This window comes from Undibacterium sp. Xuan67W, from assembly GCF_049340165.1.
Classification (GTDB): domain Bacteria; phylum Pseudomonadota; class Gammaproteobacteria; order Burkholderiales; family Burkholderiaceae_D; genus Undibacterium.
In genome coordinates, this window is sequence record NZ_JBMPPN010000003.1 from 58,361 (window position 1) to 74,614 (window position 16,254).

The 16,254-nt window shown below is 49.6% G+C and carries 16 protein-coding genes; 10 read left to right on the forward strand and 6 right to left on the reverse strand.

Annotation, left to right across the window (positions count from 1 at the left end; translation table 11 throughout):
• The first annotated feature begins 49 nt into the window (after positions 1-49).
• The 6 genes from ACO0LE_RS03415 to ACO0LE_RS03440 all read left to right on the forward strand — a co-directional run bounded on the left by ACO0LE_RS03415 (position 50) and on the right by ACO0LE_RS03440 (position 6,522).
• Entirely contained in the window at positions 50-1,642 is a 1,593-nt protein-coding gene (locus ACO0LE_RS03415; RefSeq protein WP_422959216.1) for an ABC transporter substrate-binding protein, read from the forward strand.
• 154 nt (positions 1,643-1,796) lie between these two features.
• Complete coding sequence (locus ACO0LE_RS03420; RefSeq protein WP_422959012.1) at positions 1,797-2,774, forward strand: ABC transporter permease; 978 nt, start codon at positions 1,797-1,799, stop codon at positions 2,772-2,774.
• A 7-nt stretch (positions 2,775-2,781) separates the two neighbouring features.
• Positions 2,782-3,699 (forward strand): ABC transporter permease, encoded by a 918-nt coding sequence (locus ACO0LE_RS03425; RefSeq protein ID WP_422959217.1) that lies wholly within the window; start codon positions 2,782-2,784, stop codon positions 3,697-3,699.
• A gap of 10 nt (positions 3,700-3,709) precedes the next feature.
• Positions 3,710-4,729 carry an ABC transporter ATP-binding protein gene (locus tag ACO0LE_RS03430; protein ID WP_422959013.1) on the forward strand — a complete coding sequence of 340 codons (1,020 nt, stop codon included), beginning with the start codon at positions 3,710-3,712 and terminating at the stop codon, positions 4,727-4,729.
• A gap of 113 nt (positions 4,730-4,842) precedes the next feature.
• Entirely contained in the window at positions 4,843-5,862 is a 1,020-nt protein-coding gene (locus ACO0LE_RS03435) for an ABC transporter ATP-binding protein (RefSeq protein ID WP_422959218.1), read from the forward strand.
• 96 nt (positions 5,863-5,958) lie between these two features.
• Positions 5,959-6,522 carry a hypothetical protein gene (locus ACO0LE_RS03440; protein WP_422959014.1) on the forward strand — a complete coding sequence of 188 codons (564 nt, stop codon included), beginning with the start codon at positions 5,959-5,961 and terminating at the stop codon, positions 6,520-6,522.
• Positions 6,523-6,689: 167 nt separating this feature from the next.
• On the opposite strand, the gene ACO0LE_RS03445 is transcribed toward ACO0LE_RS03440, so the two are convergent.
• The 5 genes from ACO0LE_RS03445 to uraH form a co-directional block, all read right to left on the reverse strand.
• Complete coding sequence (locus ACO0LE_RS03445) at positions 6,690-7,004, reverse strand: hypothetical protein (protein ID WP_422959015.1); 315 nt, start codon at positions 7,002-7,004, stop codon at positions 6,690-6,692.
• A gap of 249 nt (positions 7,005-7,253) precedes the next feature.
• Positions 7,254-7,778, reverse strand: coding sequence for an ureidoglycolate lyase (locus tag ACO0LE_RS03450; RefSeq protein WP_422959016.1), 525 nt, complete (start codon positions 7,776-7,778; stop codon positions 7,254-7,256).
• A gap of 9 nt (positions 7,779-7,787) precedes the next feature.
• Positions 7,788-8,798, reverse strand: coding sequence for an allantoicase (gene alc, locus ACO0LE_RS03455; RefSeq protein ID WP_422959017.1), 1,011 nt, complete (start codon positions 8,796-8,798; stop codon positions 7,788-7,790).
• A gap of 59 nt (positions 8,799-8,857) precedes the next feature.
• Complete coding sequence (locus ACO0LE_RS03460; RefSeq protein WP_422959018.1) at positions 8,858-10,075, reverse strand: urate hydroxylase PuuD; 1,218 nt, start codon at positions 10,073-10,075, stop codon at positions 8,858-8,860.
• A 78-nt stretch (positions 10,076-10,153) separates the two neighbouring features.
• Positions 10,154-10,507 carry a hydroxyisourate hydrolase gene (uraH, locus tag ACO0LE_RS03465; protein ID WP_422959019.1) on the reverse strand — a complete coding sequence of 118 codons (354 nt, stop codon included), beginning with the start codon at positions 10,505-10,507 and terminating at the stop codon, positions 10,154-10,156.
• A 270-nt stretch (positions 10,508-10,777) separates the two neighbouring features.
• On the opposite strand from uraH, the gene ACO0LE_RS03470 reads away from it, so the two are divergent.
• From ACO0LE_RS03470 to ACO0LE_RS03485, 4 genes are all read left to right on the forward strand, one after another.
• Complete coding sequence (locus tag ACO0LE_RS03470; RefSeq protein ID WP_422959020.1) at positions 10,778-11,491, forward strand: GntR family transcriptional regulator; 714 nt, start codon at positions 10,778-10,780, stop codon at positions 11,489-11,491.
• Entirely contained in the window at positions 11,488-12,453 is a 966-nt protein-coding gene (gene puuE / locus ACO0LE_RS03475) for an allantoinase PuuE (RefSeq protein ID WP_422959021.1), read from the forward strand. The genes ACO0LE_RS03470 and puuE overlap by 4 nt, the downstream gene beginning before the upstream one ends.
• Before the next feature lie 82 nt (positions 12,454-12,535).
• A complete protein-coding gene (gene uraD, locus ACO0LE_RS03480) occupies positions 12,536-13,054 on the forward strand; it encodes a 2-oxo-4-hydroxy-4-carboxy-5-ureidoimidazoline decarboxylase (protein WP_422959022.1) in 519 nt (172 codons plus the stop codon).
• A 158-nt stretch (positions 13,055-13,212) separates the two neighbouring features.
• Positions 13,213-14,064 (forward strand): outer envelope protein, encoded by an 852-nt coding sequence (locus ACO0LE_RS03485; RefSeq protein WP_422959023.1) that lies wholly within the window; start codon positions 13,213-13,215, stop codon positions 14,062-14,064.
• A 158-nt stretch (positions 14,065-14,222) separates the two neighbouring features.
• Here the strand turns inward: ACO0LE_RS03485 and ACO0LE_RS03490 are convergent, their stop codons facing one another.
• A complete protein-coding gene (locus tag ACO0LE_RS03490; protein ID WP_422959024.1) occupies positions 14,223-16,103 on the reverse strand; it encodes a hypothetical protein in 1,881 nt (626 codons plus the stop codon).
• Positions 16,104-16,254: the final 151 nt, after the last annotated feature.

Below are 16,254 nucleotides of genomic sequence, written 5' to 3' on the forward strand. Positions count from 1 at the left end.
CCATCGTGCGCTCCGTATTTTTTTGAACCTTAGGGAGTTGTCTATGTCGATGTTCCGCGCAATTCGAATCACACCTCGTGCCGCTGTGCTGGCTGCCAGCCTGAGTGCTTTTTTTGCTTTGGCGCCTACCAGTTTCGCACAAGAGTTCAAATTGGCGATGAGCTCGCCGCCGACATCACTCGATCCCCATTTTTATAATTTATTTCCTAATCTGAATGTCTCTGATCATATGTTTGAGACGCTGGTCGCCATGGATGCCGACAGCCGCATTGTTCCCAGTCTGGCGGAATCCTGGACACTGATCAATAACCTGACCTGGGAAGTCAAGCTGCGCAAAGGCGTGAAGTTTCATGACGGTTCCGACCTCACGGCAGAGGATGTGATCTGGTCACTTGAGCGCCCGGCGACTATCGTCAATAGTCCGGGCAAATTCGATGTCTATACCCGCGCCATCATTAATAAAAAAGTCATCGACCCTTACACGATACGCCTGACGACCAAAGAGCCATATCCGCTCTTGCTATCCGATCTGACCGCGATCTACATCGTCTCTAAAAAAGCCACGCAAGGATTAAGCAGCGATGACTTTGCCTCAGGTAAGGGAATGGTCGGTACCGGGCCGTATAAGTTCGCCAAATTTTTGCGTGATGACCGTATTGAAATGGATCGTTTCGATGGTTACTGGGGCAAGAAGCCGGCAAACTGGAGCAAAGTGACCTTACGTTTCATCCCGAACGGCGCAACCCGTATTGCAGCCTTACTGGCAGGTGACGTGCAAGCGCTCGAAAATGTACCGACACCGGATATCGCCCGTGTACGCAGTGACACGAATCTGGCGATGACCTCCAAGGTTTCGCATCGCCTGATCTATTTATATCCAGACACTTCCCGCGACAAATCTCCTTTTGTGACAGACAAAGACGGCAAGCCACTGGATAAAAATCCGCTGAAAGACATCCGCGTCCGTAAAGCGATCTCGATGGCGATCAACCGTGAAGCAATTAAAGACCGAGTGATGGAAGGTTTGTCGCAACCCACCAATAATCTGGTGCCACTGACCCTGTTCGGTCATAACCCCGACCTGAAAGTCGTGAAATACGATCCCGAAGCGGCGAAGAAACTCATGGCAGAAGCTGGCTACGCAAATGGTTTTGGCATCACAATCCATACACCGAATAATCGCTACATCAATGATGAAAAAATTACCCAGACCATTGCTCAGATGTTGTCCAAAATCGGTATCGTTGCCAAGGTAGAGGGCGCACCGATGTCGGTCTACGCCGCACGTGGCGTCAAGCGTGAATACTCAATAGGCTTGCTGGGATGGGGCGCTCAGACTGGCGAAGCCTCATCGCCATTGCGTGCAATCGCTGCGTGTGATGAACCAGAAAAAGGTTATGGCGGGAATAATTATCTCAAGTACTGTAATCCCAAAGTCAATGAACTCCTGAGCAAAGCCTTGAATACTGTCGACGACAAGTCGCGCCTGAAGTTATTGCAGGATGCGACAGCGATTGTCATTAACGACGCCGGTATTATTCCGATTCATCAACAGGTCACCACCTGGGCGATGAAAAAGAATATCAGTTATATTCCGCGCACTGACGAGCGCACTCACGCCTATGAATTTAGTGCGAAGTAATCTTGTAATCGATCGCGTCCGGGGTATGCCGTTTAAAGAGTCGCCCCGGCAAAGCTTTCAACGAACTCAGGTCCTCAGAAAAAAAGCAAATTCGCTCTCACAACTATTTCATAGTGATTCGGAGCGACTATTTACGTGGTGACAGGGATATTACATGCTGGTTTTTATTATTCGACGTCTGATACAGAGTGTCATGGTGTTGCTGGTAATGTCCTTACTGGTATTCGCCGGTGTCTACGCGATTGGGAATCCGATTGACGTATTGCTTAGTCCCGATGCCGATCAGATTGAAAGAGCGCGTACCATCGCCGCATTCGGACTCGATAAATCTCTGCCAGAGCAGTATTGGATCTTTTTAAAAAATGCCTTGAGCGGTGATATGGGGCGTTCGTTTGCCTTCTCGACCCCAGCGCTGGCACTGATTTTTGAACGCATGCCGGCGACGCTTGAGCTGGCAGTCTGCGCTATCGTGATGGCAGTCCTGCTGGGCGTACCGCTGGGTTTGTGGGCAGGTTTACGTCCCAACGGCTTTGCCGGAAAAACGATTATGGCGGTCTCAATACTGGGCTTCTCTTTGCCCACGTTTTGGGTTGGCCTGATGCTGATCATGGTGTTTGCGGTACAGCTAGGCTGGCTGCCTTCCAGCGGTCGTGGTGAGACCAGTTTGTTATTCGGTGTACCGGTCAGTTTTTTAAGCTGGGACGGCTTACGGCATATCTTGATGCCCGCATTGAATCTTGCCCTGTTCAATGTCGCCTTAGTGATTCGTCTGACGCGTGCCGGAGCGCAGGAAGCCTTATTGCAGGACTATGTCAAATTCGCCCGTGCCAAAGGCTTGCATAACAGTCGCATTATCGGTGTCCATGTACTGAAAAATATTTTGATCCCCATCGTCACCGTGATCGCTTTGCAGTTCGGCTCCATCATCGCGTTTGCGATTGTGACCGAGTCCGTATTTGCCTGGCCGGGTATGGGCAAGCTGATCATCGATTCTATCCGCGTACTTGACCGTCCGGTGATCGTAGCCTACCTGTTACTCATCGTGACCCTGTTTATCCTGATTAATTTGATCGTCGATGTCTTGTACTCGCTGCTCGATCCACGGGTCCGACTTTCTGAAGCGAAGGCTTGATATGACAATGACTACGCCAGACCAGACCACAAGAAAGACACTGCCGGAGGACACGCCGTTTCGCCGCTTTGTCCGGCAATTTTTTGAAAGCAAAATCGCTACTCTTGGTTTAGTGATTCTGTTGCTGATTCTGTTCGCTGCGATACTCGCGCCTTTGATCTCACCACAAAATCCCTATGATCTCGGCAATCTTGATGTCATGGATTCACGGCTGGAGCCGGGCCAGTTATCGGCAGATGGTAAGCTGCGCTTCTTGATGGGTACCGACGAGCAGGGTCGCGATATGCTGTCGGCGATTATTTATGGCTTGCGTATTTCTGTTGCCGTCGGTGTGATCAGTACCGTTATTGCCTTACTCATCGGTCTGTCGCTCGGTCTGTTCGCCGGTTATACGGGCGGTAAAACCGAAGCACTGATCATGCGCATAGCCGATATCCAGTTATCGTTCCCGCCGATTTTGATCGCGCTGATTTTGCTGGCACTGACCGGACAAGGTGTCGGTAAAATCATCATTGCCTTAGTTGCTGTCCAGTGGGCGTATTACGCGCGCACTGCCAGAAGTGCCGCGCTGGTCGAGCGCAAGAAAGAGTACATCGAGGCCGCCGTAGGTTTGGGTTTGTCGCCGGCGCGCATTATCCTGCGCCATCTTTTGCCAAATTGTCTGCCGCCTCTGATCGTGATCGCCGCCTTGCAAGTCGCTTCGGCGATTTCGCTGGAGGCGACGCTGTCCTTTCTCGGACTGGGCTTGCCTGTGACTGAGCCATCACTGGGTTTGCTGATTGCAAACGGATTTCAGTATCTGCTGTCGGGAAAATACTGGATCAGTTTTTTCCCCGGTATTGCGTTGCTAGTGACGGTCGTGGCGATTAATCTGGTAGCGGATCAGTTACGTGATGTACTGAATCCGCGTTTGCAGACACAATAAGGACGACGCTATGACAACAGCCTCTCAGCAAGACGCTCATACGCAAGAAGCTACTTTGGTCGTCCAGCATTTGACTACAGAATTTCACACCCGTGCGGGTATCGCGACGGCAGTCAATGACGTTTCTTTCTCAGTCATGCCGGGTCAGATTATGGGACTGGTCGGTGAATCCGGTTCTGGTAAATCGATGACCGGTTATTCCATCATGGGACTAATTGATGCCCCGGGCAAAGTCGCCGGAGGCAAAATTTTACTGAAGGGGCACGACTTACGCGCCATGTCAGCGGAGCAGATGCGTCAGGTGCGCGGTGACCGCATTGCCATGATTTTTCAGGATCCGATGATGACCCTGAATCCGGTTTTGCGGATTGATACGCAGATGACGGAGGCGATTGATGCGCATCATCAGGTCAGTCATGCAACCGCACGTGAGATGGCGCGTGATGCGCTGGTGCGGGTGGGTATTCCTTCACCCGATGAACGTTTGCTATCGTATCCGCATCAGTTCTCCGGCGGAATGCGACAAAGAGTCGCGATTGCGATTGCCTTGCTGAATAAACCCGATCTGATTATTTGCGATGAGCCAACTACGGCGCTGGATGTCACGATACAAGGGCAAATTTTATTTGAGATGCAGAAGCTGTGTCGTGAATCCGGGACTTCATTGATCTGGATTACCCATGATTTATCGGTGATCGCCGGACTGGCAGATACTATTAGTGTGATGTATGCCGGACGCATTGTTGAGAGCGGTACCGTGGACCAGGTGCTGAATCAACCGCGCCACCCTTACACACACGGTCTAATCGCCTCAGCTCCGTCACGTAATCCAGTTGGTCAGCCACTGCATCAAATCCCCGGAATGACACCGTCCTTGCTGCATTTACCTGGTGGCTGTGCTTTTCGAGGGCGTTGTGATCGCGCCGATACAGCTTGTTATGAGAATCCGTCGATTCGTGAATTTGATGCCCGTCTGCTTCGATGCTGGCATCCCGTGTCTGACGAAATGCAAAGCGATCAGGTCGCATGAGCCACGTCGTATCGTCTGGCTCGGTTGAAGTTCATGAATCGCACGATTCGCGTGATTCACATGGCTCCTCCGATCAGACATCGACCCATATAATTCAACCACTTTCCGATGCGATGACAGCACCTACTTCAGCAAACACTTCAACGCCTATTTTGGAATTGCGTCAGGTCAGCAAGCGCTTTGTCAAACCATTGGATGTCGCGGCGAAATTAGCCAAATTCGTCGGCGCCGAGATACAGCCCCAAGTTGTGCATGCCGTGGATCATGTGAATCTCAGCATACAAGCTGGCGAAGTTGTGGGTCTGGTGGGTGAATCCGGTTGCGGTAAATCGACCTTGGGCAGGATGGCCGTGGGTTTGCATAGCCTGACGGAAGGTTCGCGCTGGTGGCGTGGGCAAGAAGTGACGGGTCTTGATAAGAAGGCGCAACGCGATAGTCAACTGGCGATCCAAATGATTTTTCAGGATCCCTATGCTTCGCTGAATCCAAGAATGCGGGTTAGAAACATCATCGGTGAAGCACCGCTGGTACACGGGTTGATCAAGGCATCTGAGCAGCAAGATTATGTCGAGCAATTATTGCAAAAAGTTGGCTTGGATCCAGCTGTTGCTACACGTTTTCCACATCAGTTTTCAGGTGGGCAGCGTGCTCGTATCGGAATCGCACGCGCGCTGGCCGTCAAGCCAGAATTTTTAGTCTGCGACGAGGCGGTGGCCGCGCTTGATGTCTCGATACAGGCGCAAGTGCTCAATTTGTTTATCCGCTTACGGGACGAGCTCAAGCTTACGTATCTTTTTATCAGTCACGATCTTGGCGTGGTTCGTCATTTATCCGATCGCGTGGTCATCATGTATCTCGGTCGCGTGGTGGAGTCCGCGCCGACAGCAGAGATTTTTAGTCAGGCGAATCATCCTTACACTCAGGCATTGCTGGCTTCCGCACCGAAACTTGAAGTCAGAAAAACGACTTTTATCGCTATTAAAGGGGAGATTCCATCACCCTTGAATCCGCCTGCTGGTTGTCATTTTCATCCGCGCTGCCCGCATGCGATGCCGCGCTGCGCACAAGAGCAGCCCGGACTGAAAGAGATCGCTCCACAGCATTTTTCCGCCTGTCATTTGAATACGATGTGAGACAGTTGGACCCGTAAATGCTGACTCTGCCAAATCTGATTCTGCCATATAGTAAGATCGTGTCATTCTAGGTGCATCATAGTAAGGAAATCTCGCGTGTCTTATTTGCCTTCTCGTTTTTTTAGTCTATGCCGCCTGCTAGCCGGAGGCATGTTGTGTCTGATGCTTGCCTCACCAGCTAGTGCTTTATATGATCCGAAACCGGATGCCAACTTATCTGCTGCACAAGGTGAATGGTCCGGTAGCTTAACTTACCGTGACTACAGCAGTCCCGACAAAATGGTCGCGCTGCCCACCCGGATGTTTATCAGTCTGAGCGGACCTGATGAGATCAGCCTGCATTTTATTTTTGCAGATGGTCCGGCGAAGACGGTGTATTCGTATGAAAAAATCGGAATTTATTCCCTGAAAAAAGAGTTAACCTGGAGCAGTGGCGTCAGCGAAAAATCATCGTCGACGTATCAGATCCTGGCTGACGACGTCACCGACAAAGGTCGCAAGCTCTTATTCGAGAAACGTTCAGATAAAGGTATCAGCCGCTACACGCTGGAGATCGGAGCAAATGTTTTCGTGTTGAGCAAAGATGAGATTGATGCAGCGGGTGTGGCGATGTTTCGTAATCGCTATCTGTTATCCCGTCCTGGTGTGCCGACGAAGTAATTTATCGTCCGTTTTTAAGGGGACGTGGATGGGCTGTAGGCAGGAAAATACAAACACCAAAGTTATTTGCTTTGGTGATGTCTGGTATACAAAAAAGAAAGAAGCATTATTTGTTGCACTGCGATATATTTAAGTTGTCTCCTCCAACACCGTAAAAGGTTTGGATTTTAGCCCGCTCCGTTAAGGTAGCGGGCTTTTTTTGTTTTTTTTAATATTGCAGAACTAAAGGCCGGAAACGGAGATAAAATAAATTTCCATGTGGAATTAAAAACACGTATCTGATATTCGATTTGTGAATGGGTGATATGCAAAAATAGTGTTTGGTTTATTTGTTGCGCTGCGATATAGTCACTCCTGTCTCCTCCAACACCTCCTAAGGTTTGGATTTCAGCCCGCACACTCTGCGGGCTTTTTTTTGCCTGATCAAAAATTTTCTGGCATTTAGGTAAATGAAGAGTTTCTCTGGAAAAACTATTATTCACCAAAGCAATAACCGATATGTGAATAATAAAGCAGACGAATTTGCTGCATCGCGATAAAGTTCAGTTGTCTCCTCCAATACCGCAAAGGTTTGGATTTCAGCCCGCAAATAGCGGGCTTTTTTTGCTTAGAATTTTGCTCAAGATGTCTTCAATGAGCGACTTTACTGAGACATTCACTGAGAAATTCAGGAGGCTAATCATTAACCCCAAATTGCAACCTAATGGTTGGCAGCTTATGGTTCATTGACTTTATATGTCTCTGGCGTGATCTAGCGCGGCTTCTGTTAGCCACAAGTCTGTGGCCAGACTCAGTTCATCACAATTATGCCCTTGCCCCACTCTGTCCATAACGATGAAATCACTGATCTTGTGTAGAGCAATCAGTGGGTGATGCCAGACGCCTTTGGCATAGTTTACACCCTGAAATCCCTGACACAGGAAGGCGCGTAAACTCTCAAGCCGGAACTCTCCTGCCGGTGCGACTACAACCAGGTATTCAGCTGCCAAGTCATGTGTCATGGGTACAAACGCCTGACTCCCTAATGGGTGGCGCTCCATCACGCGGATTTCCAGAGGGAGTGCTCTTGCTTGCGCGCGAAACAGACTGAGTATCGTTTGTCCATTTTGCTCTGCCGTGTCGGCAAAGGTCAGTGCGTGATAGCGTTCTGTCGTCCCCTCGTTAATGGGGTAGTGACGCGCACCGTCGAGCATGATGACGTCGCCGAACGGCGCAAAGGAGGCACGGCTGAGAGTTTCAATTTGGATGGAAGGCATAATTTACAGTTACTCCAGGCGACTCCACAGACGCAGCCGAGAAACACCGCCATCCGGGAAAATGTTGAAGCGGATATGGGTAATTGGCCCGATTGCGCTGATTTCATCTGCATAATAATGCTGATGATCCATTTGCAGTTTTTGCTCGGGCAGTAACACTGGCCAGAACATTGATTGCGTGATCAGAGATGTCTCAGTACCGCCCACCATAGACGCTGCCTGTATCATGCAGCGATCCGGATGATTCCCTTTGAAATGGCTGGTATCTACTTCAATTTTTTCCACAATGCCCGGGTGAGCCAGTGCAATGATGCACCAGTCATTGCCAGGCTCGCGACGACGACGGGTTTCCCAGCCGTCTCCCATATTGACACCGCGGCCAGGCATGAGCAGGCTTGATGCCAGACCGAAATGCTGATTATTCGTGCCGACAATGTGCCCCCCGTTTTCCATTGCAATTAGATCGAATAATTGCTGGCGATCGGCTGCTGCCCAATCGGTTTGCGGCTGTGCATACACGCGCAGGCGTGCGATACCGCCATCGGGATAAATGTTGAGACGCAGATGCGTGTACGCTTTGTCGCTTTGAACTGCGTGATAGTGATGGCTATTCCCTTGTAAATTCACTGACGGCAGGATTTCTTCCCACTTGGTATGGGCGTCAGGCTCGCCATGTGGCAGCATCGCAGCTTCAATTGAGGCTGCTGGCGGGTAGTTGCCGGTGAAATGACTAGTGTCAATGTCCACTCCTTGAATAATGCCTGCACGCGCCAGTTTCAGAACACACCAGTCATAACCATTCACGCGTTTGCGGCGTGATTCCCAGCCATCCATCCATTTACCATTGGTATCGTATTTGCCAGGGATAAAAACCGCTGGTTCAGGATGAAGCATGCGCGCCATTTCGGCAAAAAAATCGTCACTGCAAGCAAGTGTCCTGGCGCCCAGTCGAGGATCTGCCAGATTCGGATAGCGGCGGGTAAATTCCGGTGCGCTAGGGTCGGTCGTGATGATGGCCATATTGTTCTCGTTCGCGGTTGTTTGCTTATTTACTGACTTCTGTATGAATTATTACTGACCTATTGGTTTGTCTTTTGGCCGGTTTCCAGACCTCTGCCAGCGCTCTGCTCAAACCACTGCGCAATGACGGCACGTTCTTCTTCGGTGATATGAGTCAAATTACCTAAAGGCATTATCCGCGTCTGTACGACTTGTTGATAGATAAGCTGGGCTTTGGATTTGATCAATGCGGGTTGATCCAGCATCAGTCCTTTAGCCGGTGCAGCCATCAATGTCGGATGTGCCGCGTGACATTGTATGCAGCGCGCATTGACGATGGTTTGTACCTGCGCAAATCTGTCTCCAACAACGTTGGTAGTTTGCGGTGTTGTGGGTTTGGGCATGATCCAGGCAGCTACGCCTCCCAGTATCAGAACAGCGACCAGCGGATAGGCGAGCTGTGTTTTCCCTTTATGCCGCAGAATAAAAAATTGCCTTATCAACACGCCTGCCAGCATAATCATGACCAGCACGAGCCAGTTGGCTTCATGCGTATAAGTCATGCTGTAATGATTGGACATCATCGCGAACAATACTGGCAGAGTGAAATAAGTATTGTGCACACTACGTTGCTTGCCGCGCTGGCCGTGAACGGGATCGACCGGTTCACCGGCTTTCATTGAGGCAATAATTTTGCGCTGGCCGGGAATAATCCAGAACAGCACATTCGCACTCATGATCGTGGCAATCATCGCACCGGTAATCAAAAATGCCGCACGACCGGAAAAAACATGACACGCTGCCCATGCTGCTGCAATGACGGTGCCGACGATCAACAAGGACAGTATTTTGTCGTTCTTGCTGAAAAAACGACATAGCAGGTCATATACGATCCAGCCTGATATCAGAAATCCCAGAGCAAGCAAAATCGCTTGACTGGAGGAGAGCGGCATCACATTCGGATCAACCAGGTAGGTTTTTGCATTCAATAAATACAATACCGTGAACAAACCAAACCCAGATAGCCAGGTGCTATACGATTCCCAGTAAAACCAGTGCAGGTCTTGCGGTAACGCCGGCGGTGCGCCCATGTATTTTTGCGGATTATAAAAACCACCGCCATGGACTGCCCATAATTCACCTGCGACGCCTTTATCTTTGAGTTGTGTATCGACCGGCGGTGTCAGGTGATTATCCAGCCAGACAAAATAGAACGATGAGCCTATCCAGGCAATCGCGACGATCACATGCAACCAGCGCAATAGCAGATTGGCCCAGTCTAAAAAATAAGCTTCCATCAATTGTCCTAAATTTTGAAAAAATGATGTGAACGGCGATAGTTCATGATGCTAATTCACATTGGTAAGACGTTTATCTCAGCTGCCGCGGTAGGTAGAGTAGCTCCACGGAGTGACAAGCAGCGGCACATGATAATGCTGCTCCGGATAGGCGACGCCGAAGCGTAAGGTCACCACACCGAGAAACGCCGGATCAGGGGAGTCGTTACCAGTCCGTGCAAAATACTGGCCCACATCGAAATCTAGTTCATAGATACCTGCGACAAGCGCATCCGCATCGAGCAAAGGATGGTCGCAACGACCGTCTACATTGGTGCTGGTGCTGTGTAAAAGAGTGCGCTGACCCTGTTCGATCCGGTGTAATTGCACGCTGATACCCTGGCCCGGTTTGCCATTCGCGGTATCGAGCACATGCGTTGTAATTCGTCCCATAACTATTTCGCACTCACTTTCAGGTCATTTTGTATGGACAGGATTGCTGCCAAATCGTCTCGGCGCTATGCGCCTTCATTAGGCGGCAGAACAATATTGTTGACAATCTTAATGATGAAATTTTGTTTATGTCAAATAAATACCTGATATAAAACGATTTTCCAATCGACTCGATAGACGGGATGCTACAACATTATTTGCTATTGTCGACAATCTGGATTTAAATGTTACTCATCACGACTTTGCATAATGCGCAGCACGCACTTGTTTATGACCACTCTAACCGACACGGCGCTTCTCCATGCAGAAGAGCGTATGTACCGCGAGATCTATGATGCCATCATGGAACATCGCTTACCTGCACGTACTAAATTAACCGAGCAATCTTTGAGCCAGATCTATGGTTTGGCCAGACATGGTGTGCGTAAAGTCTTGGGACGTTTATCTGGCGATGGGCTGGTTGATCTGGAAGCGAACCGTGGTGCCTTCATTGCCAGCCCTGGCGCACAGGAGGCGAATGATATGTTTGAGCTGCGTCAGACGCTCGAACAAATGGCGATTGAAAAAGTGCTGACGACAGCCAGTGCCACCGATATCGCCTCACTTCGTCATCTGGTGGAGCGTGAACGCGATGCGTATCAGCGTGGTGACCGGCCGCAGTGGATACGCTTATCCGCTGATTTTCATATTCAACTGGCGCAGCTGAGCGGTAATCAATTGCTGGTTGAGATGCTGCGTCGGCTGGTATCGCGCACCACACTACTCATCTCTCATCAGTCCGCAGCGCCAAGTGCGGGCAGTCAGCCCTGCTCATTTGATGAACATCTCAATGTGGTCAATGCGTTGGAGCGTAAAGATAAAAAACTTGCCTTGCAAGAGATGACACTGCACCTGAATCGCTGCGCCTGCCGCACACCCAAGACAGCAGAAAAAGGCTTCGACTTGCGAGCCGCGCTCGCTCAACCCCAACTCAAACCATCATGACTGCGAACTCTATGAAGCCATCCGCCAGCCCTCATTACCCTCGTGATCTGATCGGTTACGGTCGTCATATTCCTCACGCACAATGGCCGCAGCAGGCAAGAATCGCGCTGCAATTCGTCCTCAATTATGAAGAGGGCGGCGAAAATTGTGTCCTGCATGGTGATTTGGCATCAGAACAATTTTTATCTGAAATTGTCGGCGCTGCAGCTTATGAAGCACGTCATATGTCGATGGAATCAATCTACGAATACGGTTCTCGCGCTGGTGTCTGGCGCATCCTGCGTGAGTTTCAGCAGCGACAATTACCATTGACGGTATTCGGCGTGGCGATGGCATTGCAGCGGCATCCGGAACTAACGCAGGCATTTGGGGAGCTGGGGCATGAGATCGCTTGCCATGGCTTACGCTGGATTCATTATCAGCATATGGATGAGGCTAGCGAGCGCGCGCATATGCAAGAAGCGGTACAAATCCTGCGTGAACTGACCGGTCATGCACCTCTGGGCTGGTATACCGGGCGTGACTCGCCGAATACCCGCAAACTCGTAGTCGAACATGGCGGCTTCGTGTATGACGCTGATAATTATGGCGATGACCTGCCATTCTGGACGGCGGTTGATCTGCCTGACGGCAGCAGGCATTCTCACCTGGTCGTTCCCTACACTCTTGACAGCAACGATATGCGCTTCGCCACGCCCCAGGGCTTTAATACCGGCGAACAGTTCTATCAATATCTCAAAGATAGTTTTGATGTGTTGTACGCCGAAGGAGATCCGGCTGGGCAAAATTCGCCGAAGATGCTGTCCATCGGCATGCATTGCCGCCTGCTTGGTCGTCCGGGCAGATTCCGCGCGCTGCAACGCTTTCTGGATTACGTGCAGTCGCATGATCAGGTCTGGATTTGTCGCCGCATCGACATCGCACAACATTGGATCGCGACACATCCTGCGCCGTCTGTTTGAGCCAGTCTGAGTTCTGCAATTTTTTTAAAATTTCACCATTCTCACAATTCTCACAATTCTCACAATTTTTAAATAAGCCACCATGAGTGTTCAACGATCTATACAAGACATCAATCAACTTAGTCCCGCGCAATTTGTCGAGCTTCTGGGCGGCATTTTTGAGCACTCTCCCTGGGTTGCCGAGCGCGCCTGTGTACAGCGCCCCTTTGCTCTGGTACGGGACTTGCATCAAGCCATGGCAAACGCTGTCATGTCGGCACCGCTCCCGATGCAACTCGCCTTAATCCGCGCGCATCCCGAGCTGGCAGGTAAGGCGGCAGTGCGTGGCGAGCTGACCGTAGAGTCGACGCGTGAGCAAAGTGGTGCAGGTTTGAGCGAATGCAGTGCGGACGAATTTGCAACTTTGCAAAAACTGAACGCCAGCTACAACGCCAAATTTGGTTTTCCTTTTGTGATTGCAGTACGTGGTCATGACCGTCATAGCATCATTGCGCATTTTTCACGTCGCCTGGAATCCACGCAAGAGGTCGAAACACAAGAATGCCTGGAGCAGATTATTAGAATAGGCGGATTTCGTTTGGCGGATGTAGTGCATGACTAAGCTATTTTTGAGTGTGGTGTATTGCAGCTCACCGCTCACAGCTGATTGAGCCTGAAAAAGACCTTTCTGGTGATCGTTTTGTAGTCGAAATCCGTAACAATCCGCAGCAATCCGTCATAAGCCATTGCAGTATTTCACTTAACCATGAAGGACATTCAATGAAAAATTTGTTTAAACCATACTGCATCAAATCTCTTGCCGGCACCTTGCTGGCACTCGGCACGGCACAGGCGCTGGCCGCCGACTGGAGTGATACGGCGATCAGCTGGCGACATGGCAGTCAGTTTGCCGAACCGTTTAATCCGGCGGATATCAGTAAAGATATTTTTGCCCTGACCCACGTCAGCGGCTACAAATACGGCACGAATTTTTTCAATGTCGATTTTTTGCAATCAGACAGCAAGGACCCCGCTTCAGCGACTCAAAAGTCGGGTGCCCAGGAAGCCTATGTGGTCTACAGAAATACCATTGATTTTGGCAAGCTACAGGGGCGCGATATCAAATTCGGCCCTGTCCGTGGCGTCGGTGCCACGATCGGTTTTGACTGGAATACCAAAAATGATGCGGGCTACAATTCACGCAAACGCATGCTGGTAGCGGGTCCTACGTTAATGTGGGATGTCCCTGGTTTTTTGAATACCAGCTTGCTACTTCTGAGTGAAAGCAATGCCCCGTCCATCGTATCAAGTCGCTATACCTATAAAACTCATGCGATGCTGACCGCGAGCTGGGGTATTCCGCTGGCAGACAGCCTGGCTTTTGAAGGCTACGCGAATCTGATCGCCAGTAAAGGTAAGGACGAAGTCGGTGCAGAGACTGGCACAGAGACTAATGTCGATGCCCAGATCATGTACGATCTGGGGTCGCAAATGAGTTTGTCAAAAAATACCTTGCGTGTCGGATTGGAATACCAGTACTGGAATAATAAATTCGGTAATACCTCTGCCACGACCTTTGGCAAAGGCTATAAAGCTAGCACGCCGATGGTCAGGGTTGAATATCATTTTTAAGCCGAATACCTAAGCTAAACTAAGCAACCAGATCAATGGCGTTTCTGTATTGGAGGCGCCATTTTTATTTGCCGAATGGATTAGTGGTCGTCATAAGTTACCTGTCGGGTGGCGCAGTTGGAGTAGAATTTTCTAGGACAACGTAGCTTGTTTAAGATTTACAGCTGAGCTAACCAACGTTTGAAATCAGCGTGAAATTCGCTTTCAGTGATGCCGAACGCTTGTTCAAATGCAGTGCTATGGTTGCTGCGTGGTACGCCAGATAATTGGAAGTAAGTCACCCATTTCTTCAGAAAATCGTCGCCGCTAATTGCTTGCAGATAGATGCACATCAGATCAGCCATTTGATAATTGCCACGTTTTTCTTTCATCATTTTTAACCAATCCGGATGGTTAATTTTGATCATATCCTCCGGTTGCAGATTAGTCCGATTTTCGTAGCGCCACCAATTGCGTGCACTTACGCGCCAATTACGTAGCGGTTCTGCCGCACTATCATTAATCCGCATTTGTGGCGCAAGCAAATAGGCAATCAAATTTGCGGTTCCCTCTTTTATCCAAGCTGGGGGATTAAATCCAGCGTTGCCGTTTTTTATTTGCTTTTGTAATTCGTGAGTCAGCTCGTGCAAAGTCGTTTTGACTGCCAACGAGTATTGCATTTCACGAGATTGCTTGCCTGTGAATTTAAGCGCGATTTTTCCGTCGCGGCCCGATAGTCCACCACTGACCTCAGCAGTAAGTTCCGCTTGTTCTGGGGTGACATGCATATCATTGATGAGAATTTGTCGGTAGTCGTCCTCACCCACGCCGATATAGATGGTCGCATCTCGGATCAGTTTGACTTGTAAGGTGTCGTTGACAAGGCGATCAAATTGCGCAGCCGCCTGACGAACTATCGGTAACCATTCGTGCTCAATAGTCGTGGTATAGTTTTCGACGTTGTAGTCACCCATTTGTACGCCGACAAAAGAACGTCCACCATACGTCGCAACTTCATCGTCAATTGCCAGCAGACGGCAATTCTTGCCACCCTTAGTGTGGCAGACTGCCAGCGCAGCATCGATAATCCGCGGCGAATTTTCTGCCAGTCCCCAAAATCCATTGGCTGACCATGCGAGTGCACGAGGTTTGCTGGCCTGCTTAAATGCGGCCCATGCTTGCTGCATTTCGATGGGTTCTCGACTCACATCTAATTGATTGACACCACGGGCAGGTTTTGAGTCGTCTTCACCTTTGTCATTCGCAAGAACAGTTTCAGCAACTTGCTGAAATACCGTATTCTGGCTAATGCCAAATTGCGTATTAAAAACTTGTTCCGGATTGCTGTCTTTTTCTACAAACGCCTGCAAATAGGCTCTTACACGCGTGTGGAAGTTGCTCCCGCTCTGTTGCTGTAGAATCTGAAAAATACCCAGGCGCACCTTTTCACCGAGAATCGCCCGACGTTGCTCAGCGATTTTTTGCGCTGCTTTTTTTTCACTCAAATTAATCGGTCGAACAACAGGTAACTCATTAGCATAGGACGGCAGCGGTGAGAGCTGCAAACCTTCTATGATATTCGCGGCGATGTTGTCTGCGAGTGCAAACGCAAACCAGTCGGGTAGATTTTTTTTGTTCCCTTTTGTGAGTTCGTCAATCAGTAGATGAACACCTTGCCGCAAGGGTTGTTTCAAACTGCGTTCGCGGATTTCGATTTCCGACAAACCTGCTTCTAGATAAACGACTTTATTTTTTTCGGCGTCGTCGGGTAATGAAGCCTTCAGGGTTGCTGCGATCACTAGTGGCAAGCGCGTACCGAGCTCTACACCGTAATCATTTTTTGCCAATAGTTCCAGAGTTTGTAAAGCTTTTTTGCTACGAGGTGCAAATTCTTGGTTGACACGTTGCGACCAACGATCCTCTCCACCAGTTACAGTAATTTGAACCTCTGCAATAGCTGATTGCATCGGAAAAATGCAGCTACTGAATAAACTGAGGAGCAAGGTGTTAATGGCACGCGCATGGCGCAGTTGTATTGGCCGACTAGAATTAAATTGCATGATGTATTTATTAAAAAGATTGGCGTGACACATTTAAACTCGAATTTTACTTTGCATTTGGGTTGCTTCATGGTTTATCCACAATTGAGTAGTCATCTTTTTCACTGAACATTGTGCGAATATTCCCCCCCCATTAAACGCTCCCATCCGC